This window comes from Dactylosporangium sp. CA-152071, assembly GCF_050936335.1.
GTDB lineage: Bacteria > Actinomycetota > Actinomycetes > Mycobacteriales > Micromonosporaceae > Dactylosporangium > Dactylosporangium maewongense.
Window position 1 is genome coordinate 3,225,342 of the sequence record NZ_JBNJMZ010000001.1, and the last position, 20,198, is coordinate 3,245,539.

Annotated in this window: 19 protein-coding genes; 7 read left to right on the forward strand and 12 right to left on the reverse strand. The window is 72.2% G+C overall.

Annotation, left to right across the window (positions count from 1 at the left end; genetic code table 11):
- Nucleotides 1-13: 13 nt before the first annotated feature.
- On the reverse strand, nt 14-1,417 hold the full coding sequence (hydA, locus tag ACQEVZ_RS14310) for a dihydropyrimidinase (RefSeq protein ID WP_433366361.1): 1,404 nt from the start codon (nt 1,415-1,417) through the stop codon (nt 14-16).
- Nucleotides 1,414-2,253, reverse strand: coding sequence for a nitrilase-related carbon-nitrogen hydrolase (locus ACQEVZ_RS14315; protein ID WP_433366364.1), 840 nt, complete (start codon nt 2,251-2,253; stop codon nt 1,414-1,416). Before ACQEVZ_RS14315 ends, hydA begins: the two co-directional genes overlap by 4 nt.
- 144 nt (nt 2,254-2,397) lie before the next feature.
- Here ACQEVZ_RS14315 and ACQEVZ_RS14320 point away from each other — a divergent pair, with 144 nt between their 5' ends.
- Nucleotides 2,398-3,789, forward strand: coding sequence for a PLP-dependent aminotransferase family protein (locus ACQEVZ_RS14320; RefSeq protein WP_344502590.1), 1,392 nt, complete (start codon nt 2,398-2,400; stop codon nt 3,787-3,789).
- 379 nt (nt 3,790-4,168) lie between these two features.
- Nucleotides 4,169-5,122: a lysostaphin resistance A-like protein gene (locus ACQEVZ_RS14325; RefSeq protein WP_433366367.1), complete on the forward strand. Its 954-nt coding sequence runs from the start codon at nt 4,169-4,171 to the stop codon at nt 5,120-5,122.
- Here ACQEVZ_RS14325 and ACQEVZ_RS14330 read toward each other — a convergent pair.
- Nucleotides 5,119-6,237 carry an acetate/propionate family kinase gene (locus ACQEVZ_RS14330; protein ID WP_433366370.1) on the reverse strand — a complete coding sequence of 373 codons (1,119 nt, stop codon included), beginning with the start codon at nt 6,235-6,237 and terminating at the stop codon, nt 5,119-5,121. The genes ACQEVZ_RS14325 and ACQEVZ_RS14330 overlap by 4 nt on opposite strands.
- A gap of 18 nt (nt 6,238-6,255) precedes the next feature.
- On the opposite strand from ACQEVZ_RS14330, the gene pta reads away from it, so the two are divergent.
- Both pta and ACQEVZ_RS14340 read left to right on the forward strand, forming a co-directional pair.
- Nucleotides 6,256-8,328 (forward strand): phosphate acetyltransferase, encoded by a 2,073-nt coding sequence (gene pta / locus ACQEVZ_RS14335; protein ID WP_433366373.1) that lies wholly within the window; start codon nt 6,256-6,258, stop codon nt 8,326-8,328.
- The gene (locus ACQEVZ_RS14340; protein ID WP_344502594.1) at nt 8,325-8,675 is read left to right on the forward strand and encodes a VOC family protein; all 351 of its coding nucleotides are present in this window, start codon (nt 8,325-8,327) and stop codon (nt 8,673-8,675) included. The genes pta and ACQEVZ_RS14340 overlap by 4 nt, the downstream gene beginning before the upstream one ends.
- A 1,645-nt stretch (nt 8,676-10,320) precedes the next feature.
- Here ACQEVZ_RS14340 and ACQEVZ_RS14345 read toward each other — a convergent pair.
- From ACQEVZ_RS14345 to ACQEVZ_RS14370, 6 genes are all read right to left on the reverse strand, one after another.
- Nucleotides 10,321-11,049 carry a M23 family metallopeptidase gene (locus ACQEVZ_RS14345; protein WP_433366376.1) on the reverse strand — a complete coding sequence of 243 codons (729 nt, stop codon included), beginning with the start codon at nt 11,047-11,049 and terminating at the stop codon, nt 10,321-10,323.
- Nucleotides 11,050-11,117: 68 nt separating this feature from the next.
- Nucleotides 11,118-11,363: a hypothetical protein gene (locus tag ACQEVZ_RS14350; protein ID WP_344502596.1), complete on the reverse strand. Its 246-nt coding sequence runs from the start codon at nt 11,361-11,363 to the stop codon at nt 11,118-11,120.
- Between the two features lie 84 nt (nt 11,364-11,447).
- Complete coding sequence (locus ACQEVZ_RS14355; RefSeq protein WP_344502597.1) at nt 11,448-11,591, reverse strand: hypothetical protein; 144 nt, start codon at nt 11,589-11,591, stop codon at nt 11,448-11,450.
- A gap of 71 nt (nt 11,592-11,662) precedes the next feature.
- The gene (locus ACQEVZ_RS14360; protein WP_433366380.1) at nt 11,663-12,271 is read right to left on the reverse strand and encodes a DUF305 domain-containing protein; all 609 of its coding nucleotides are present in this window, start codon (nt 12,269-12,271) and stop codon (nt 11,663-11,665) included.
- Nucleotides 12,272-12,276: 5 nt separating this feature from the next.
- Nucleotides 12,277-13,065, reverse strand: coding sequence for a lytic polysaccharide monooxygenase (locus ACQEVZ_RS14365; RefSeq protein ID WP_433366383.1), 789 nt, complete (start codon nt 13,063-13,065; stop codon nt 12,277-12,279).
- 87 nt (nt 13,066-13,152) lie between these two features.
- Nucleotides 13,153-14,427 carry an NAD(P)/FAD-dependent oxidoreductase gene (locus ACQEVZ_RS14370; protein ID WP_433366386.1) on the reverse strand — a complete coding sequence of 425 codons (1,275 nt, stop codon included), beginning with the start codon at nt 14,425-14,427 and terminating at the stop codon, nt 13,153-13,155.
- A gap of 76 nt (nt 14,428-14,503) precedes the next feature.
- Here ACQEVZ_RS14370 and ACQEVZ_RS14375 point away from each other — a divergent pair, with 76 nt between their 5' ends.
- A complete protein-coding gene (locus ACQEVZ_RS14375; RefSeq protein ID WP_344502601.1) occupies nt 14,504-15,697 on the forward strand; it encodes an MFS transporter in 1,194 nt (397 codons plus the stop codon).
- A 246-nt stretch (nt 15,698-15,943) separates the two neighbouring features.
- Entirely contained in the window at nt 15,944-17,431 is a 1,488-nt protein-coding gene (locus ACQEVZ_RS14380; protein WP_425552216.1) for an SDR family NAD(P)-dependent oxidoreductase, read from the forward strand.
- A gap of 40 nt (nt 17,432-17,471) precedes the next feature.
- Here the strand turns inward: ACQEVZ_RS14380 and ACQEVZ_RS14385 are convergent, their stop codons facing one another.
- Nucleotides 17,472-18,173, reverse strand: a complete 702-nt coding sequence (locus ACQEVZ_RS14385; protein WP_433366390.1) for an FHA domain-containing protein — start codon at nt 18,171-18,173, stop codon at nt 17,472-17,474.
- A 67-nt stretch (nt 18,174-18,240) separates the two neighbouring features.
- Entirely contained in the window at nt 18,241-19,029 is a 789-nt protein-coding gene (locus tag ACQEVZ_RS14390; RefSeq protein WP_433366393.1) for a sporulation protein, read from the reverse strand.
- A 37-nt stretch (nt 19,030-19,066) separates the two neighbouring features.
- On the opposite strand from ACQEVZ_RS14390, the gene ACQEVZ_RS14395 reads away from it, so the two are divergent.
- Nucleotides 19,067-19,462 carry a MerR family transcriptional regulator gene (locus ACQEVZ_RS14395; RefSeq protein WP_433366396.1) on the forward strand — a complete coding sequence of 132 codons (396 nt, stop codon included), beginning with the start codon at nt 19,067-19,069 and terminating at the stop codon, nt 19,460-19,462.
- A 6-nt stretch (nt 19,463-19,468) separates the two neighbouring features.
- On the opposite strand, the gene ACQEVZ_RS14400 is transcribed toward ACQEVZ_RS14395, so the two are convergent.
- Nucleotides 19,469-20,113, reverse strand: a complete 645-nt coding sequence (locus tag ACQEVZ_RS14400; RefSeq protein WP_354893203.1) for an FMN-dependent NADH-azoreductase — start codon at nt 20,111-20,113, stop codon at nt 19,469-19,471.
- Between the last annotated feature and the right edge of the window lie 85 nt (nt 20,114-20,198).

Genomic DNA, 20,198 nt, shown 5'->3' on the forward strand with positions numbered 1-20,198 from the left:
TGTTGCCTCGGTTTCAGATCAGGTAGTCGGAGAGTCCGCGGCGGACGAACTGCCCGTGGCCCTTGCCGCCGTGATACGCGCCGTCCTTCACGATCACGCGGCCGCGGGACATGACGGTGTCGACCTTCCCGGCGATCTCGTAGCCTTCCCAGGCGGAGTGGTCCATGTTCATGTGGTGCGTCTCGACGCCGATGCGGGTGCGGGCCGCCGGGTCGTACAGGACGATGTCGGCGTCGGATCCGGGCGCGATGATGCCCTTGCGGGGGAACAGGCCGAACATGCGCGCGGGGGTGGTCGCGATCGTCTCGACCCAGCGGGCGAGGCTGAGCTTGCCGTCGACGACGCCTTGGTACAGCAGGTCGACGCGGTGCTCGACGCTGCCGATGCCGTTGGGGATCTTCGAGAAGTCGCCGATGCCGAGCTCCTTCTGGTCCTTGAAGCAGAAGGGGCAGTGGTCGGTCGACACGACGGACAGGTCGTTGGTGCGCAGCCCCTGCCACAGGTCGGCGCGGTGCGTCTCGTGCTTGCTGCGCAGCGGCGTCGAGCAGACCCACTTGGCGCCCTCGAAGCCGGGCGCGCCGAGCTGGTCCTCCAGCGTCAGGTACAGGTATTGCGGGCACGTCTCGGCGAAGACGTTGCGGCCGAGGTCGCGGGCGGCGGCGACCTGTTCGAGGGCCTTGCTGGCGGACAGGTGCACGATGTAGAGCGGGCAGTCGGCGGCGACCCCGGCGAGCCAGATCGCGCGGCTGGTCGCCTCCGCCTCCAGGGCCTCGGGGCGGGTGAGGCCGTGGTGGATCGGGTCGGTCTCGCCGCGTTCGAGGGCCTGCTTGACCAGGACGTCGATCGCGGGCCCGTTCTCCGCGTGCATCATGATCATGGCGCCGTTGTCGCGGGCCTTCTGCATGGCGCGCAGGATCTGGCCGTCGTCGCTGTAGAAGACGCCGGGGTACGCCATGAACAGCTTGAAGCTGGTGATCCCCTCGTCGGTGACGAGGGTGTCCATGGCCTTGAGCGACTCGTCGTCGACGCCGCCGAGGATCATGTGGAACGCGTAGTCGATGTGGCAGTTGCCCATCGCCTTGCCGTGCCAGGCGGCGAGCCCGTCCTGCACCACCTCGCCGGTGCGCTGCACCGCGAAGTCGATGATGGTGGTCGTGCCGCCCCAGGCGGCGGCGCGGGTGCCGGTGTCGAACGTGTCGCTGGCGAACGTGCCGCCGAACGGCAGCTCCATGTGGGTGTGCGCGTCGACGGCGCCGGGGATGACGTACTTGCCGGTCGCGTCGATCGTCTCGAAGTCGCCCTCGGCCGGCCCCTGCCCGGGAGAGAAGATCGCCGACACCTGCTCGCCGACGACGAGCACGTCGGCGGGGGTCGCACCCGTGGGACCGATCACGGTCCCGCCCTTGATGAGGATCACGGTTTCACCAGGTCCCCGTACGCGTCGGGCCGCCGGTCCCGGTAGAACTGCCATCGGTCCCTGACCTCGGCGAGCAGGCCCATGTCGAGGTCGCGGACGATCAGTTCGGGGTTGTGCGCGTCGCCGACCTCGCCGACGAACTTCCCCTCCGGGTCCACGAAGTACGAGGTGCCGTAGAAGTCGTTCTCGCCCAGGTCCTCAATGCCGGTGCGGTTGATCGCGCCGATGAAGTACTCGTTGGCGACGGCGCTCGCCGGCTGCTCCAGCTGCCACAGGTACGCGGACAGGCCGCGGCTGGTCGCGGACGGGTTGAAGACGATCTGCGCGCCGTTGAGACCGAGCGCCCGCCAGCCCTCCGGAAAGTGCCGGTCGTAGCAGATGTAGACGCCGACCTTGCCGACCGCGGTGTCGAAGACGGGGTAGCCGAGGTTGCCCGGACGGAAGTAGAACTTCTCCCAGAAGCCCTTCACCTGCGGGATGTGGTTCTTGCGGTACTTGCCGAGATACTTCCCGTCCGCGTCCACCACGGCCGCGGTGTTGTACAGGACGCCGGGCTGCTCCTGCTCGTACATCGGCAGCACCATCACCATGCCCAGCTCCGCGGCGAGAGCCTGGAAGCGTTCGGTGGTGGGGCCGGGGATGGACTCGGCGTACTCGTAGTAGGCCTTGTCCTGCACCTGGCAGAAGTAGGGTCCGTAGAACAGCTCCTGGAAGCAGATGACCTTGGCGCCCTGCGCCGCGGCCTGCCTCGCGTACTCCTCGTGTGCCTTGATCATCGACTCTTTGTCGCCCGTCCAGCTCGTCTGGACGATGGCGGCCCGGATCACGTCTGCCATGGCTGCCCCTCTCTGGGCTTCTGCGGCTTCAACAGTGCTGGGCTTTACGTTGACCTTGTCTCGGGTCGGATGCCGTAGGACACTAACGACACAAATCTAGGCGGACAATGGTCCAAGCGTTACAGAATGTTTCGGAGATGTAATTTGCTCGCGCTCATCGCCGGGGCGGTCGACGACCGCAGCGCCCGGGGAATCGCCGCCGCCGTCAGCCGACTGGTGACCGCCGGGACGCTGCCCGCGGGCTCCCGCCTGCCGACCGTGCGGGACGTCGCGCGCGAGCTCGGCATCAGCCCCACCACCGTGTCCGAGGCGTGGCGCAGCCTTGCCCGGGCCGGCGCGATCCAAACCCGGGGCCGCTCCGGCACGTTCGTGGCCACGCCCTCGTTGCCGCGCCAGCGTCTGCGGTACGCGCAGCTCGGCGGCCGCATCGGCGAGCTCGGCCCCTCGGAGCTGCTCCGCGACTTCTCGACCGGCGTGCCCGACTACGACCTGCTGCCGTCGCTCACCGAAGCGCTGCGCCGCATCGGCGACGCCCGCCTGACGACCAGCTACCTCGACGGCGCGGTCCTGCCCTCGCTCGAGGACGTCCTGCGGGCCCGGTGGCCGTTCCCTCCTGACCAGCTCACCGTCGTCGACGGGGCGATGGACGCCCTCGACAGGATCACCGGCACCGTGGTCCGCTTCGGGGACCACGTCCTGGTGGAGAACCCCGCGTTCCCGCCGATGCTGGACCTCCTCGAAGCCGTCGGCGCCACGGTCGTCGGCGTCGCCATCGACGAGCACGGCATGCGCCCCGACGCCCTCGCTCTTGCCTTGACGCAATGCGAGCCCGTCGCCGTGTACCTGCAGCCGCGCGCCCACAACCCGACCGGCGCGAGCATGACCCAGGCCCGCGCCGACAAGCTCGCCCGCGTCCTGGCCCGCCACCCGGGCGTCACCGTCATCGAGGACGACCACGCCGGCGACATCGCGACCGCTCCCCCGGTCAGCCTCGGCCGCCGCCTGCCCGACCGGACCGTCCACGTGCTCAGCTTCTCCAAGAGCCACGGCCCCGACCTGCGCCTCGCCGCGATCGGCGGCCCCGCCGCCGTGGTCACCGCCGTCGCCGACCGCCGCCTGCTCGGCCCAGGCTGGTCCAGCCGCCTCCTGCAGGCCGTCCTCGTCGAGCTCCTCACCGACCCGTCCACAGTGGACGCCGTGGTCCACGCCCGCGACGAGTACGCCCGCCGCCGCACCGCCCTGCTCGACGCCCTCGACACCCGCGGCGTCACGGCCACCGCCGCCGACGGCATCAACCTCTGGATGGCCGTCGCGAACCAGCAGGTCGCCATGCTCACCCTGGCGGCCCACGGCATCGCGGTCGCCCCCGGCGCCCCCTTCGAGGTGAGCCACCTCGACAGCGACCACGTCCGGATCACGGCCGGCCTGGTCCGCGACGGCTTCGACGACCTCGCCGACATCCTCGCCGAAGCCGCGGGCGCCACAACCCGCGGCAGCGGCCCCCGCACCGCCAACCACCCACGCGGCTGGCGCTGAGCTGTAATGCTCCGCGCCTCCCGGCGCGGGGCGGGGGTTCCCACCCGCGGCCCCCATGCTCGCTACGCTCGCACGGCCAGCGCTGACGCGCGCCCGCTTCGGCGCATGCGCGGCATCCGGTGGTCGCCCTGGCCAGGAGCGCCCACCCGCCACCGCACCCCCCGCCACACCACCATGCGGCGGCCCTCCCGCCCTTGTGCCGAACGGCCTGGTTCTGCCGGCATCCGAAGGCCCGGCCGCCGCGGCGGTCCCGGAACCCCGCCTGGCCGGTCACGGCGAACACCGTGGACCCGGGTCACGCCCGCCCGCGACGATCATGCACAACAGGCAGCGGCGAAGCACCACCGCGGCCGTCGTTCACGCCTGCTCTAATGTGCGCATGCTGAGCCTGCCCGAGCCGGGTACCCCGTTCCACCGCCTCGCCCGCACCGAGGCGCACCGGTGGTGGCGGCCGGTCGTGGGCACGCTCATCCTGGCCGTCGCCTGGTTCGGAAGCCTCCCCGCCCTCGCCGTCGCCGTCGACGCGGTCAGCCTCATCGTGCACGAGCCGACCGGCGTGAACGGCGCGTTGAGGTTCAGCCCGACCAGCGCGGCCTGGCTGTCCGTGCTGACCGTCGGCCTGCTCCTGCCGGCGGCGCTGTTGGCCGCCCGCGACGTGCAGAACCGCCCGGTCGGCACGCTCGCGTCGGTGACCGGCCGGGTCCGCCTGGGCTGGCTCGGCGGGTGCCTGCTCGTGGCGGCGGTGACGACGGTCGGGTGGATCGCCGGGGGCGAACTCGTCTACGAGGCGATGGGCGACGGAGACAACGGAACGCCGGTCGGCGCCGGTGAGTTCGGGCGCAACGTCCTGATCTTCCTCGCGCCCACGGTGCTCATGGCCGTCGCCCTGGAGTACGCGTTCCGGGGCTGGCTGCTGCAGGCCGTCGGAGGGTTCAGCAAGAAGCTGTGGCCGGCGATCGCGGTCCAGGCGGTCCTCTACGCCGCCGCATTCGGCACCGACGGGCCGTGGTCGTTCGCGGACTGGCTGGTCACCGGGGCAGTGCTGGGCTGGCTGGCGGTGCGCACCGGCGGCCTGGAGGCGGGCATCGCCCTGATGACGTGCCTCTACCTGACCGGCCTCGGCTACGACGCGCTGTATGGCTGGCTCACCTATTTCGGGCCCTATGACGACCTGGACTGGCAGATCTTCGCGCTGAACCTGGTCGTGAACCTGGTGTACGCCGCGGTCGTCACCCGGCTCGCGCGCCGCCGGGGCATCGTCACCGTCAGCGCGGAGCCGGCCGCAGGGTCGTACACCGTGGGGTCGAACGTCGTGGAGCCGGAGCCGGTCTAGTGCCCGTCTGACGCGGTCACGGCCCGGACCTGTTCGGCGATCGCGAGTTCCTCGTCGGTGGGCACGACGCACACCGTCACGCGGGCGTCGTCCGGGGAGATGATCGGGGCGTGGGCGGCGTTGCGGGCCGGGTCGACCGTGATGCCCCACGTGTCCAGGCCGTCGAGGGCGGCGGCGCGGACCGGGGCGGCGTGCTCGCCGACGCCCGCCGTGAACGTGATCGCGTCGAGGCGGCCCAGCACCGCGTGGTAGGCGCCGACGTACTTGCGGATCCGGTGGCAGTACACGTCGAAGGCCAGCGACGCGTCGGGGTCGCCTGACGCGCGCCGGGCAAGGACCGTGCGCATGTCGTTGGCGCCGGACAGGCCCTTCAGGCCGCCGTGGCGCTGGAGCTGGTCCTCGGCCTCGGCGGCGGAGAGGCCGGCGGCGCGGTGCAGGTAGCTCAGGACCGCGGGGTCGACGTCGCCGGAGCGGGTGCCCATCACGAGGCCTTCGAGCGGGGTGAGGCCCATCGACGTCTCGACGCTGCGGCCGCCGCGGATCGCCGTGGCGCTGGCGCCGTTGCCCAGGTGCAGCACGATCATGTTCAGGGCGGCGAGCGGGCGGCCGAGCAGCGACGCGGTACGCCGGGAGACGATGTCGCACGAGGTGCCGTGGAAGCCGTACCGCCGGATCCCGAACCGACGAGCGAGGTCGCGGTCCAGGGCGTAGGTGCGCGCCTCCGCGGGCAGGGAGGCGTGGAACGCCGTGTCGAACACCGCGACGTGCGGGACGCCGGGCAGCGCCGCGCGGGCCGCCTCGATGCCGGCGATGCCACCCGGGTTGTGCAGCGGCGCGAGGGGCGTGAGCTCCCGCAGTACCGACAACATCGCGTCGTCGACGAGGGCCGGCTCGGTGAAGGCGGAGCCGCCGTGCACGACCCGGTGCCCGACGGCGACGATGCCGGCGGTGTCCAGGCCGCCGAGGATCTCGCCGAGCGCGGCCGCGTGGTCGGCGACCCCGCCGGGCTCGCCGATCCGCTCGACGACACCGTGGGGTCCGGCGGCCGCGGGGTCGGACAGGTCGACGACACGGAACTTCACCGACGACGAGCCGCTGTTGAGCACGAGGATCATGACAGGCAGACTAGCGGTGTGGCTCGCATCGTGTACCTGGTCGAACACGGACCTGGATCCGGCAAGTCCGCCGTGGCGCTCGGCCTCGCCGAGCTCCTGTCGCGGAAGGTGCCCAGGATCGGGGTGTTCCGCCCGTTCGTCGACGGGACGGCGAAGGACTCGACGCTGGCGCTGCTGTGCGAGCGGTACCACATCGACAGCGACCATCAGGAGCTCTTCGGCGTCACGGCGGCCGAGGCCGCGCAGATGCTGTCCGCGGGCGACGGTGAAGGCCTCGTCGGGCGGATCGTGGAGCGGTTCCGGCCGATCGCCCGCGACCATGACGCCGTCGTCGTCATCGGCAGCGACCTCGACGACGAGCAGTCGCCGAGCCTCGCGCTCAACGCCCGCCTGGCCAACGAGTTCGGCGCGGTCGTGGTCGCCGTCGTCAACGGCGCCGGCCTGGACGCCGACACGGTCGAGTCGGTGGCGCGGCAGGCGTACCACGGGCTGGTCGAGCACGACGCCACCGTCGCCGCGGTCGTGGTGAACAAGTCGTCGGAGAAGCCGCCGGCGCTGCCGGTGCCCTGTTACACGATCCCGAACGTGGCGACGGTCGCGGCGCCGACGGTCGCGGAGGTCGCCGCGTCGCTGGGCGCGACCGTCGTCAGCGCCGGCCCCGCGTCGCTCGAGCGTGACGTGCTCGACTACGTCGTCGGCGCCGCCCAGGTGCCGGCCGTGCTCGACCACCTGACCGCCAACTGCCTGCTGATCACCCCCGGCGACCGGGCCGACCTGCTCGTCGCCGCGGCCGCCGCGCACGCGTCGGGGACCGTGCCGCTCGCCGGGATCGTGCTCACGCTCGGGATCGCGCCCGACCCGGCGGCCCTCGCCCTGTTCGAGCGGCTCAACACCGGTCTCGCCGTGTTGTCGGTACCGGCGGCGAGCTACGACACGATCGCGGCCTCGACGCGGATGGAGCACCGGCTCGGCCCCGCCAACCCGCGGAAGGTGGCGGCGGCGCTCGGGGCGTTCGAGTCGAACGTGGACACGGCGGCCCTCGAGGCGGCCCTCGAACTGACGGCGTCGACGCGCGTGACGCCGCTGATGTTCGAGTACGACCTGATCGACCGCGCGCGGGCCGCGAAGCGGCACCTGGTCCTGCCGGAGGGGACGGAGGAGCGGATCCTGCGGGCGGCGGACATCCTGCTGCGCCGTGGCGTGGCGTCGCTGACGCTGCTGGGTGACCCTTCGGTGATCGCCGGGAAGGCACGGGACCTCGGTCTGGACATCTCGGACGCGGCCGTGATCGACCCCGCGACCTCCCCGCTCCTGGAGCGCTTTGCCCCGGTTTACGCGGATTTACGGGCACATAAGGGTGTAACGCTGGATCTGGCCCGGGACGTGGTCCGCGACGTCAGCTACTTCGGCACGATGATGGTCCACCTCGGCCTCGCCGACGGCATGGTCTCGGGGGCGACGCACACCACCGCCGCCACGATCCGGCCCGCGTTCGAGATCATCAAGACGGTGCCGGGCCTGAGCGTCGCCTCCAGCGTCTTCTTCATGCTCCTGCCTGACCGTGTGCTGGTGTACGGCGACTGCGCCGTCAACCCGGACCCCGACGCGGAGCAACTGGCCGACATCGCCCTGTCGTCGGCGTCGACCGCCGCACAGTTCGGCATCGACCCGCGGGTGGCGATGCTGTCGTACTCGACCGGGACGTCCGGCGCCGGAGCCGACGTGACGAAGGTGGCCTCGGCGACCTCGCTCGTCCGCTCCCGCCGCCCCGGCCTTCCCGTCGAGGGGCCCATCCAGTACGACGCCGCGATCGACCCCTCCGTCGCCGCCACCAAGCTCCCGGGCAGCGCCGTCGCCGGCCAGGCGACCGTGTTCGTGTTCCCCGACCTCAACACCGGCAACAACACCTACAAGGCCGTCCAGCGCTCCGCCGGCGCCGTCGCCGTCGGCCCCGTCATGCAGGGCCTGCGCAAACCCGTCAACGACCTGTCCCGCGGCGCCACGGTCAAGGACATCGTCAACACCGTCGCCATCACGGCGATCCAGGCCCAGGGTTTTTTGTCATACCCGTCGGGCACGATGGAGGCATGACGGCGAAACTTACCTCGGTGGTGCTCGACTCCCCTGATCCGCATGCGCTCGCCCGGTTCTATTCCGAGCTGCTCGACCTGCCCATCACCCGTGTCGACGGCGACTGGGTCGACATCGGCGACGGCACGACGAAGCTCAGCTTCCAGCACGCCCCCGAGTTCCGCCCGCCGCTGTGGCCCGACCCCAACTTCCCTCAGCAGATCCACCTCGACATCCAGGTCGACGACATCGACGCCGCGGAGTCCAAGGCCCTGCGCATGGGCGCCACCCTGCTCTCGACGAAGGAGGCCGGCTTCCGCGTGTACAGCGACCCGTCGGGCCACCCGTTCTGCCTCTGCTACGACTGACCTTCCGCCACGGCGAGGCCCATCCACCCTCTGCGCTGTTGGAGCGGTCCACCGCGACTCCGCCCGGGTGTGGTCTTGAGCAGCCGGACACCCGAGCGCGGCCTGCCCGGCCTCCGTCCAGGGCGCCGCGACGTCCACGCCTGCTCCTGGGTAGTGCCATGCCGAGGACCCGCTCACGACCGCGCTGCAGCGGACTCCCGCGCTGCCCGCCCAGCTCAGTGCCGGGCCATTCCCGCGGCCGCACGTCCGCGCAGTTCCGCCTGTGCGATCTCGCCTGCACCGCCCCGCCTGCACCGCTCGCGCGCGTCGCCTCGCTCGTTTGCCGCGTCTCCTGCCGACGCTCCGCCTGCCTGGCCGGCCGGCATCCTGGATGCCACCCACGTCCACACCTGCATCCGGAAAGCTCCGCCCGGCGACTCTTCCTCTGGCGGCCTCCGCGACCTGCATCCGCCCTGGTCGGGCTCATCCCGAAGACATCTGTAGGGCTACTCCCGCGGCCGACTCATACGCCGTCCCGCTCGCCTACTCCCGCAGCTGACTCTCTACAGCCGCTCGCCCATGCCGCCCGCTCGCTCGCCCCTGCTACCCGCCGGCAATCGGCCTGCGTCATCGACTCCCGGGCGCCAACCACATCCACACCTGCATCCGGAAACCTCGGCACCCCCTCCACCCGGCAGCCTCTGCGACCTCCACCTGCCCCAGGGCGAACTCATCCCGAAGGCACCCTCAAGGTCACTCCCGCAACTGGCTCCCAGGCCGTCCACCTGCACAACCTGATCCTCGCCGGGCCGCGACACGCCAGAGCACCGTCCGGGCAGATCTCGCGGCGGCCACCCGCGCCGCCTGCGCACCCACACCGTCAGCCGGCCCGCCCCGCCGCCACCTCGGGCGCGCCGGTGTCCTGGGCGCCGCGAAATGTCGACGCCAGCTTCCCGGCAAGTTCGTCCGGACCACCACTGCCGCGACCTGAACCTGCCCCGGACGGCGACCTGCAGAAGTCGCCCCAGGGCCGCTCCCACAGCCAGGCGCCGCGCCGCGTCCGCCCGCAGCGCCGCCCGCCTGTCCTGCCTGCCTGCCTGCGTGCCTACGCCACACGGCCGACCGCGCCATCTGACCCGCGTCGCCCGCACTGGCTGCCCGGCCTCGTCGCCGCGCCGGCCGCCCACGCGACCACTCCGCGCTCGCCGGCGCCGCCTGCCCGCATCGCCTCCCGCTGCCGCCCGCCAGCGCATTCACGCCACACGCTCGCCCACGCCAGACCAACCACACCGTCCACACCACACGCCCGACCGCGCCGCACGCCCGGCTGCACCACACGCCCGGCCACACCGCACGCCCGGCCACACCGCACGCCCGACCGCGTCGCACGTCCGGCCCCGGCGCCATGCTGCCTGCCCGCGTCGCACGGCCGGCCCGTGGCCGTGCGGGCTGCCTGTGTCGTCTGGCCGCTCGGCCCGCTCTCGCTCGCTCCCCGCACCGCCTGGCCGTGCCGCCCGCACACCCACACCGCGCGCTCCCCGCGTCGCCTGGTCGCGCGGGGGCCTTCGCCGCTCCCGTGGATGCTGGCCGTCTCCCGCCGGACGGTGGCGCTGTCAGGCAGTCGGCGCGGCCAGGGGCCGGTGGTGGGGAGGGCGACGGGCCGGGGTTACGGGTTGACCAGGGGTTTGGTGGGGCAGCCGTGTTGTTGCTGCCACTTCTCGACGTCGGCTGCCGGGGACTTCTCGGTGCCGGCTTTCCAGGCGTCGAGGTAGGACCAGGGCCAGATCGCGCCGCGGCGGGTCCACCAGTCGGTGGTCTTCTGGCAGGCCGGGGAGATGCCGAAGTGGATGTGGCAGGCGCTGGCGTCGCCGGTGCGGCCGACCTTGGCCACCGGCTGGCCGGCCTTGACCGGGGTGCCGGCCTCGATGCCCTGGTCGATCGTGGAGAAGTGGGACATGTAGTAGCGGATGCCGTCGCCGCCGAGGATGTTGACGGAGAGGCCGCCGCGGGTGGCGCCGTCGTTGACCTTCGCCTGGTAGGTGTCGGTGCGGGTGACCTCCAGGACGGTGCCGTCGACCGGGGAGACGGCGGTGAGGCCGCAGGCGGCCATGATGTCGCTGGCCGGGTAGTCGTGGTGGGTCCGCGCGTAGGAGGCCTTGCCCTGGACCGGGAACGCGTGCTTGACCGGCTGCCCGGCGGCGGCGCCCGCGGTGGAGCCGGCGCTCGGCACTGCTGCCTGCGAGGACGACGGACCGGATCCCACCTGGCGGCCGGGTGACTCCGACGAGGCCGGGGTCGGCGGGGCGGTCGAGGGGGCGGGGTCGCCGCCGCAGCCGGCGGCGCCGAGCGCCACCAGCGCGACGACACCGGCGAGCCTGGTGCGCAGCGCGAACATCGTCAGCCACCCTACGCCCCCTCGACAACCACCCGCGTCACGGCGCCCGGCCGTGGCGCTTCGAGCGTTCAGACGGGCGCGGGAAGGATGGCGAGGAGCTGGGTGGGCGGTTCCAGGGCGTCGACGAGGGTGTCGCCCTCGAGCCAGAGGCCGCCGGCGCGGCAGACGAGCGCCGCGGCGGCCTCGACGGGACAGGGCAGGAGGGCGCCGCAGGCGCCGCAGCGGGCCGGGTCGTCCGGGTCGCGTTCGAGGTGGCGCGTCTGGAGTTCCGCGGCGGTGGTGACAAGGACGCTGTCAGGGTCGAGGTGCAACATGTCGATGATCGTGCCGCCGGTACCGGCGACGACAGCGCCACAAAACGGGTGAAAAGCCTGCGGAGGGCGGGTCACCCGGGCAGATCAACGGGAGGGCTGGCCGGTCCCGTCGCACTGGCTCGCGGCGCCGGTGACGCCGTCGGGCTGGTGGGCCGGGGTCGGGGAGCCCGCGTTGACGTGGACGCGCGCGCCGCAGACGGGGCAGCGGCTCATGGCCTCGGAAGACATCTCGCTCACCTCACGCAGACAGGAAGGCCGGACGAGGGAGTGATTCCCCCCGTCCGGCCTCTTGGAACATGTCAGCCGCTGACGAGCGCCAGCATCTGGCTGATCTGCTGCGTGCGGGACAGCTCGATACGCTCCGCGAACTGCTTGACGGTGCTGTTCTGGCCGTTCGCCTTCAGCTGCTGCGCCATCTCGACCGCGTTGTGCTGGTGGGCGATCAGCAGGTTGAGGAACTTGGTCTCGAAGTCGGCGCCGGACGCGTCCCGCAGGGCCTTGATCTCCGCCTCGCCGGTGGCGGGCTGGCCGCCGTGCGCGGCGTGGCTGCTGTGGTCGTCGCTGCCGGTGGCCTGCTCGTTCCAGCCGGTGAGCCAGCCCTTCATGCGGTCGACCTCCTCGGCCTCGACGACGTCGATGGCGCCGGCGAGGTTGACGACGTCCTCGCGGACGCCCTTGGCCTTGCCGAGCTTCAGCATCTCCAGGCCCTGCCGCTGGTGGCCGATCATCATCTGCAGGAACAGCACGTCGTAGGCGTTGTGCGGGCCTTCGGCGACGGCGGCGACGCCCTGCGGTGCGGCCGCGGCACCCCGCTGCGGGCCGCTGGCGGGCTGGTCGACGTCCTTGCAGCCGGTGAGCAGGAGCGCGGCGCCGACCAGCAGCGCGACGGCGGTGCGGAAACGCGTCACGGCGGTCACACCGGCAGCCAGAGCGCGAGCGTGTAGATCGGCTCCCAGCTGTAGATCGCGGTGTGGGCCTGGCGGCACTGGTACTTGCGGCCGTCGTACGTGACGACGTCACCGACGTGGTAGGTGACGCCGGCGGCCCAGGCGGCCCCGCCGGGGGCGGGCGTGGTGGTGGGCGGCTTCGACGTGGTGGCCGTCGCGGTCGGCTTCGGCGAAGCTGTGGCCGTGGCCGTGGGCTTGGGCGAAGCCGTGGCGGTGGGCGTGGGGGTGGAGCCGCCGCCGGAGCCGATCTGCAGGTCGACGCAGTTGTAGAACGCGTTCACCGTGTCGGCGATGTTCCACACCGCGAGGACCGTCTGCCGGCCCGAGTACCCGGCGAGGCTCACCTGGTGCGACACGGTCGCGTTCGGCTGCTTGCCGCCGTCGTTGAACTGCGCGATGCGGGTGTTGCCGATGAAGTAGTCCCACGTGCTGGTGGAGTGCCGGGCGGTCAGGACCCAGTTGAAGGTGACCGAGGTGCCGACCTGCGTGGCGGGCCAGTTGCGGCTGTTGTCGTCGAGCACCGCGAACTCGGGCTTGCCGGCGTTGCAGTTCTTCTGCCCCTTCGGGCCTTCGACGCTCTGCGGCTCGTACTGGATGGGACCGCAGTCGGCGACCTTCTTCTGCGCGCACAGCGCCTGCCGGCTCGGCGGTGAGGATACGTATCCGTGCGCCGAAGCGGGCGAGCCGAACCACAGAGTGCCGGCCGTCGCACCAAGTGCGACCAGCGGATACAGCACGGATCTACGCATCGCCAATTTTCCTTCCACACCTTTGTCGAGCAGGTGCGGAAAAACGTATCGGAGGTGCGCTTAACGAGCCCTTCTGCGATTTGCAAATCCCGCCTAACGCGTATTTATGGCGTCGTTAAGCGAGACGGGGGAGGCGAGGCCGAGGCCGACGGCGGGCGGGTGCGAGGCGACGAGCCAGTCGGCGGCGACCCGCGCGCGGTTCGCCGGCAGGGACAGCAGATGGTAGGCGCGGGTGACGGCCTTGGCGGGCAGGCCGGACAGCGGGACCCGCAGCGGGTTCGCCGCGGCGTCCGGGCCGCCGAGGTCGACCAGGAAGCCGAGGTCGTGATGCTTGTACCGGCGCCGTTTCCCGATCCCGAAGGAGGCGACCACGTTGCGCGCGGCGAGCGCGCCCTGGCGGACGGCGTGCTGCGCGGTCATCGGGGTCAGCCGGCCGGGCCGGGTCAGGTCGGGCACGGCGGCGGCGTCCCCGCAGGCGAACACGTCCGGGAACCCGGGCACCGTCAGGTACTCGTCGACGACGAGCCGCCCCTGCTCGGTGCGTAGCCCGAGGTCCTCGACGAGCGGGTCCGGCCGCACCCCCACGCACCAGATGAGGGTGCGGGTCGGCACGACCCGCCCGTCGGTGAGCCGGACCCGGTCCGACTCGGCGGCGGCGACGGACGCGCCGGTCAGCACCTCGACGCCGCGGGCGCGCAGCACCCGGTCCGCGGTGCGGGAGAGGCGCGGCGACAGCTCCGGCAGCACCCGCGGCGCGGTGTCCAGCAGCAGCCAGCGCACCGGCACGCCGGCGAGGGACGGCTGGTGGCTGACGATGTCGGCGACGGCGAGCCGGCAGTGCGCGGCGACCTCGGTGCCGGTGTAGCCGGCGCCGACCACGACGAACGTCAGCCTGGCCGCGCACTCCGACGGGTCGTCGGCGGACGCGGCGAGCTCGACCTGCCGGATCAGGTGGTCGCGCAGGTACAGCGCCTCCGGGATGCCGCGGAAGCCGTGCGCGTGCTCGGCGACGCCGGGGATCGGCAGGAGCTTGTTGACGCTCCCGACCGTGATGACCAGCCGGTCGTACGTGAGCTGCCGGGTCCGCGCGGCGCCGTCCTCGAAGCGGACCGTGCGCCGGTGCGGGTCGACGTGCGTGGCGTTGCCGAGCACGAACCGCACCCCCGGCAGGGCGGCGGGCAGCGACACCGCCACCCGGCGGGGCTCCAGGACGCCGGCCGCCACCTCCGGCAGCAGCGGCAGGTACAGGAAGTAGTCAGTCGGGTTGAGCAGCGTGATCCGCGCCCGCCCGCGGGTCAGCCGGGTCAGCCGCCGGGCCGCATGGAACCCCGCGAACCCGCCGCCGACCACCACGATGTGGGGTGACATACAAGCCTCCGTCGTGAGCGTCACACCGCGATACCCAGCTCGACCCGGGTCACGCCGGGCGCGCATGATCGCTGGCATGCTCACCGTCGTGCTGCGGACCGCTCAGGTCGCCAGGGTCCTTGCCGCGAGCTTGCTGGGCCGGCTGCCGCTCGGTGCCGCACCCGTCGCGCTGCTGCTGTTCGCCCGCGAGACGCTGTCGATCGGCGCGGCCGGCGCGCTCGTCGGCGTCTACACGGCGGGGGTCGCGGTCGGCGGGCCGGTCCTCGCCCGCGTCGCCGACCGGTTCAGGCAGCCGCCGGTGATGCTGGCCGGCGCGGCCGTGTCGACCGCCGGGTTCGTGCTCCTCGCGTCGGGCGTGCCGCTGTGGGCGGCGCTGTTCGCGGTGCTCCTGGCGGGGCTGGGCGCGCCGCCGTTCGAGGCGGGCCTGCGGGTGCTGTGGCGGTCGCTGCTGCCGGAGGAGCAGGTGCCCACCGCGTACACCCTGGACATCGCGGTGCAGGAGCTCATCTTCATCTTCGGTCCGCTGGTCGCCGGCGCGTCCGTCGCGGCCGGCGGTCCCGTCACGGGCCTGTACGTGACCGCGGGCCTGCAGTTGGCCGGGACCGTGTGGTTCGTCACGACACCCGTGGTGCGCGGGTGGCGCGGTGAGCACGCGGAGCGGCACTGGGCCGGGGCGTTGCGCTCGGGCCGGCTGAGGCTGCTGCTCGTCGCGGTGGTCCTCGTCGGTACGGGCGTCGGCAGCCTCCCCGTCGCGGTGATCGACTATGCGGAGTCGGTCGGCGGCCGTGGCTGGTCGAGCTGGATCCTGGCGGCGCAGGCGACCGGTGCGCTCATCGGCGGGCTCGTCAACACCAGGGTGAAGGTCGACGGGCGGCGGCTGCCGCTGCTCGCCCTGTGTCTCGGCCTCGGGTATGCGCCGCTGCTGCTCACCCCGTCCCAGCCGGTCCTGCTGCTGCTCCTCGCGGTCCTCTCGGGGCTGTTCCTGCCGCCGTTCCTGGCCGCGACGTTCGTCACCGTCGACCGGATCGCGCCGGCGGGCACGGCGGCGGAGGCGTTCGCGTGGGTGGCGACGGCGTTCTCGGTCGGCGCCGCGGCGGGCGCCGCCGTGGACGGCGCGATCCTGGACGCGACGACCGGGCCGCGGATCGGGTTCCTCCTGTCGCCGCTGGTCATCGCGCTCGCCGCGCCGCTGCTGGTGCCCCTGGCCAGAAACCTCCGCACGGGCGGCGACCCGGCACCCGCCGAACACGTTCGGGCGGAGACCCCCTGATTTGTCCGAAATAACCGGAAAATCGGGTTTACTGACTAGTGTCGAAAGCAGCGCGACGGCCACCGGTTGAAATCAACGGGGGACGGGGGACGTCGCGGCAGCGGCGGGTCCGGGGCGGCAATGGCGCCACCCGGACCCGTTCGACGTTTCGCGTACAGTTCCGGGGTGACCCCGCACGACCCCACTCTCGTCTCCGCCCCTGCTCCGAGGGCCGGCCACTCCCCCGCCGACGCTCCGGAGGACACCATGCCCCGCCGTGCCGCCGACGCCCCTGTGGGCGTCCCGGTCGACAGCGAGGGCGTGCCGTTCGGGCCCGGGATCGACCCCGACCGGCTCGCGATCTGCCTCGCCGTCTTCGAGGAGCTCGACGAGCTCCCACCGGACCACCCTGACGTGGTGCGGGTGCGCAGGGCGACGTCACACCTGTACAAGAGCGTCAAACGCCAGCGGCGCAGCGACCGCCGCGCGGCCATCACCGAGAACGACCGCATCGTGACGTCCGCCACCGCGACCGGTGCGCCCGGCCGCATCGACGACGAGACGCAGGGCATCGCCCTGGTCTCACCGACCATCGGCGCGACCGCGGGCCGGCTGCTGCGGCCGAGGTCCTGCTACACCTGCAAGAACCGGTATGTCGACGTCGACGCGTTCTACCACCAGCTCTGCCCGGACTGCGCGCGCCTCAACCGGCAGCGCCGCGACGCCCGCACCGACCTCACCGGCCGGCGGGCGCTGCTGACCGGCGGCCGGGCGAAGATCGGCATGTACATCGCGCTGCGCCTGCTGCGCGACGGCGCCCACACGACGATCACGACCCGGTTCCCGAACGACGCGGTGCGCCGCTTCGCGGCGATGCCCGACAGCGCCGACTGGCTGCACCGGCTGCGGATCATCGGCATCGACCTGCGCGACCCGGCCCAGGTCGTCGCGCTCGCCGACGACGTCGCCGCGCAAGGCCCGCTGGACATCCTCATCAACAACGCCGCGCAGACCGTGAAGCGGGCGCCCGGCTCCTACTCCCACCTCGTCGCGGCGGAGTCCACGCCGGTCGAGCTGGACGGCCCGATGCCGGAGCTGCTGACGTTCCACAAGGCCGACCCGCACGCGGAGCTGACCCTGGAAGCCGGCTCGTCGCCGCTCATCCCGCCGGACGCGCTCACGGCCCTGGCCCTGACGAGCCGCAACACCACCGCGGAGAAGGTCGCCGCGCTGACCGCGATCGACGCCGGCGGGCTCGTGCCGGACCTCGCCTCGATCAACAGCTGGACCCAGCGGGTGCACGAGGTCGACCCCCTCGAGCTGCTCGAGGTGCAGCTGTGCAACGTGACGGCGCCGTTCATCCTCGTCAGCCGGCTGCGCCCGGTCATGGCCGCGGCGCCGGCCCGCCGCAAGTACGTGGTGAACGTGTCCGCCATGGAGGGCCAGTTCAGCCGCCGCTACAAGGGGCCCGGCCACCCGCACACCAACATGGCGAAGGCCGCGCTCAACATGCTGACCCGCACCAGCGCGGAGGAGATGCTGACCGAGGGCATCCTGATGACCGCGGTGGACACCGGCTGGATCACCGACGAGCGCCCGCACCCGACGAAGATGCGCCTGCACGAGGAGGGCTTCCACGCCCCGCTCGACCTCACCGACGGCGCCGCTCGCGTGTACGACCCGATCGTGCGCGGCGAGCAGGGCGAGGACCTCTACGGCTGCTTCCTGAAGGACTACAACCCGTCCGCCTGGTGAGGCGGGCGGGTCGCGGCGGGGGTCGCGGACCGGGTCCGGGTCAGCGCAGCTGGTAGGACAGCGTGAACTTGCCGACCTGGACCTCGTCGCCGTCCTTCAGCGTGGCGCTCTTGACGCGCTCGCCGTTGACATACGTGCCGTTGAGGCTGCCCAGGTCGAGCGTCGAATAGCCGAAGCCGCTCGGGTTGCGGTGAAACTCGACGTGCTTGCGGGAGACCGTGTTGTCGTCCAGGACGATCTGGTTGGCGGCGTCGCGGCCGCAGCGGACGATCTCGCCGTCGAGGGCGAACTCGGCGCCCGCCTCGGCGCCCTTGCGGATCAGCAGGGTCGCGCGGCCCGACGGCAGCTTCTCCATGTGGGCGGTCAGGTCGAGCGGCTGCGTGGCGCCCTCGGGGGCGTCGACGGACGCCTGGGCGAGCAGCTCCTCGCTGGCCACGATCGGCACCCGCCAGTGGCGGGCCAGGCCGATCGCCTCCAGGGGCGCGGCCGGCACGCGGATGCCGTCGCCGAGCACCAGCTGGAACGGGCCCGTGGCCGCGACGACCTCGATCGCCCGCAGCGGGGCGCGCAGCGCGTTCAGCGCCCGCTGGAACAGCTCGGCGCTGACCGGCTCGACCATGTCCCGCGGGCCGCCCTCGACCGCGAACTGCAGGTGGCGGCCGGTCTGCTCGTCCTTGAGCAGCACCATCGGACGGCTCTGCCAGGTCTGCGCCCGCACACCAACGACGACGAGCTCACGCATCCCCGGGCCTCCCGTGTCCGACGGTCAGTTTGACGTGCCGCTAACGGTACCGGTCGGTGGCTTGCTTTCAGAAATGCCAACCCCGTCGTTGCGTCGCCTGCTGGATCCAGTTGTTGACCTCGGCGGGCCAGTTGACCGCCCCGGCCTGCGCGTGCCCGACCTGGAACCGGCTGATCGAGTCGGTGCCCTCCGTGAAGATCCCGCCGCGCTTGTCGAACTCGATGATGACCTGCGTGCCGTGCGGGTCGGTCACGAACGTGACCTCGACCTCGTTGATGCGGCTCGCGTACTGGTGCGCGGCGTAGAACTCGATCTCCTGGTAGAACGGCAGCGTCTGGTGCACGCCGTGGATGTGCCCGCGCTCCAGGTCGGCGGCCTTGAACCGGAAACCGAGCTGCCCGAACGCGTCCAGGATGGCGCCCTGCACCGGCAGCGGGTGCACGTTGATCGCGTCGAGGTCACCCTTGTCGATGGCCCTGGCGACCTCGAGCTCGGTGCGCACGCCCATGGTCATGCCGTGCAGGCGCTGCCCGTACATGTGCGTGATCGGCGTCTCCCAGGGGATCGGCAGCTGGAACGGCACCGCGTGCTGCTGCCCCGGGCCGAGCCGGAACCCGCCGGTGAGCTGCTGGCGCTGGAACTCGACCGTCGCGTCGTACTCGCTGTCGGCGCCCTCGACCTCGACGCGAGTCTGCAGCGCGACGACGATCCGCTCGACCTCGACCTCGTGGTCTCCACCGGCGAACCGGACCTGACCCTGCACGTACCCGCCGGGCTGCACGTCCGGACTGTCCAGGACGGTGTCGACCGTCGGGCCACCGACACCGAGCGCGCGCTTCAGGCTCTTGAAGACCATTCGCGGAGACTAACACGCAACACTGTAGGGTTGGCTGATGTCCAGACTGCTGCGGATCGGGGAGCTCGCACACCAAGCCGGCGTGTCCACCCGCACGGTGGACTTCTACACCGGGCTCGGGCTGATCGGGCCGGCCGACCGGACCGCGGGCAACTTCCGGCTCTACGACCCGGACTGCGTCGACCGGATCGCCGCGATCAGGGCCCTGGAGGCCAACGGGGTCAGCCTCGCCGACATGGCGGGCGCCCTCGTGCCGGGCAAGGGCGACCTGCCCGGCCAGCTGTCGCAGCTGCAGGTCGACCTCGACACGCTCCGGGAGGCGGCCGCGCACTCCAGCCCGGCCGCCCACCAGCTGCTGCTCGCCCTCACCGCCCGACTGCAGTCGCTGATCGCCACCGCCATCGAGGTCACGGGCAACCTGCCCCCGATGTAGCCGCCGTCAGGCTCTGATCAGCTCGGCCACCCGTACACCGTGCGCCGCCGCCTGCTCGTGCCCCTTCTTCAGCGACTCGGCGGCCAGCCCACGCAGCGGCGCCATCGCGGGGGTCACGTCGGCGAGGGTCAGCTCGGCCTCGGCGATGTGCAGGTCGAGCCCGAAGACCTCGCCGAGCAGGCGGCGCAGGTAGGGCGTGACGTGGTCCCAGCCCTCCTTGGGGGCGCCCGGCCCGTAACCGCCGCCGCGGCTCAGCGCGAGGACCGCGGGCTTGCCCAGCAGCGGCTGGTCACCGTGCACGCCGAGGCGCGGGTGCAGCACGAGCAGGTCGATCCATGCCTTGACCTGCGCCGGGAGGTTCCAGTTGTACAGCGGGACCGCGAAGACGAACGCGTCGGCGTCCAGCAGCTCCGTGGCGAGCCGGTCCACCAGGTCGCGGGCCTCGTCGGCGGGGGCCGGAGCGGACGGGTCGACGGCGGCGCGGGCCAGGGAGCTCCACGCGTCGGACGGCAGCGGGTGGGCGCCGAGGTCGCGCCGGGTCACGGTGGCGCCGGGATGCTCGGCCAGCCAGGCACGCTCGGCGGTGTCCGCGAGGGCGCGGCTGACCGATCCGGTGGTGCGGATGCTGGCGTCGAGACGGAACAGATGCATGTTCGAGCTCCCCATCAATGCTTGCGCTTCTGTACAGATAGTCTGCACAGCAGAACATCTTCCCGCAAGAGTGAGTGAGCTGCTT

Coding starts and splice junctions, on each gene's coding strand:
- ACQEVZ_RS14315 (WP_433366364.1), bottom strand. CDS start 2,253: ATGGCAGACGTGATCCGGGCCGCCATCGTCCAGACGAGCTGGACGGGC.
- ACQEVZ_RS14325 (WP_433366367.1), top strand. CDS start 4,169: ATGCTGAGCCTGCCCGAGCCGGGTACCCCGTTCCACCGCCTCGCCCGC.
- ACQEVZ_RS14330 (WP_433366370.1), bottom strand. CDS start 6,237: ATGATCCTCGTGCTCAACAGCGGCTCGTCGTCGGTGAAGTTCCGTGTC.
- ACQEVZ_RS14340 (WP_344502594.1), top strand. CDS start 8,325: ATGACGGCGAAACTTACCTCGGTGGTGCTCGACTCCCCTGATCCGCAT.
- ACQEVZ_RS14345 (WP_433366376.1), bottom strand. CDS start 11,049: ATGTTCGCGCTGCGCACCAGGCTCGCCGGTGTCGTCGCGCTGGTGGCG.
- ACQEVZ_RS14350 (WP_344502596.1), bottom strand. CDS start 11,363: ATGTTGCACCTCGACCCTGACAGCGTCCTTGTCACCACCGCCGCGGAA.
- ACQEVZ_RS14355 (WP_344502597.1), bottom strand. CDS start 11,591: ATGTCTTCCGAGGCCATGAGCCGCTGCCCCGTCTGCGGCGCGCGCGTC.
- ACQEVZ_RS14370 (WP_433366386.1), bottom strand. CDS start 14,427: ATGTCACCCCACATCGTGGTGGTCGGCGGCGGGTTCGCGGGGTTCCAT.
- ACQEVZ_RS14375 (WP_344502601.1), top strand. CDS start 14,504: ATGCTCACCGTCGTGCTGCGGACCGCTCAGGTCGCCAGGGTCCTTGCC.
- ACQEVZ_RS14380 (WP_425552216.1), top strand. CDS start 15,944: ATGCCCCGCCGTGCCGCCGACGCCCCTGTGGGCGTCCCGGTCGACAGC.
- ACQEVZ_RS14385 (WP_433366390.1), bottom strand. CDS start 18,173: ATGCGTGAGCTCGTCGTCGTTGGTGTGCGGGCGCAGACCTGGCAGAGC.
- ACQEVZ_RS14390 (WP_433366393.1), bottom strand. CDS start 19,029: ATGGTCTTCAAGAGCCTGAAGCGCGCGCTCGGTGTCGGTGGCCCGACG.
- ACQEVZ_RS14395 (WP_433366396.1), top strand. CDS start 19,067: ATGTCCAGACTGCTGCGGATCGGGGAGCTCGCACACCAAGCCGGCGTG.
- ACQEVZ_RS14400 (WP_354893203.1), bottom strand. CDS start 20,113: ATGCATCTGTTCCGTCTCGACGCCAGCATCCGCACCACCGGATCGGTC.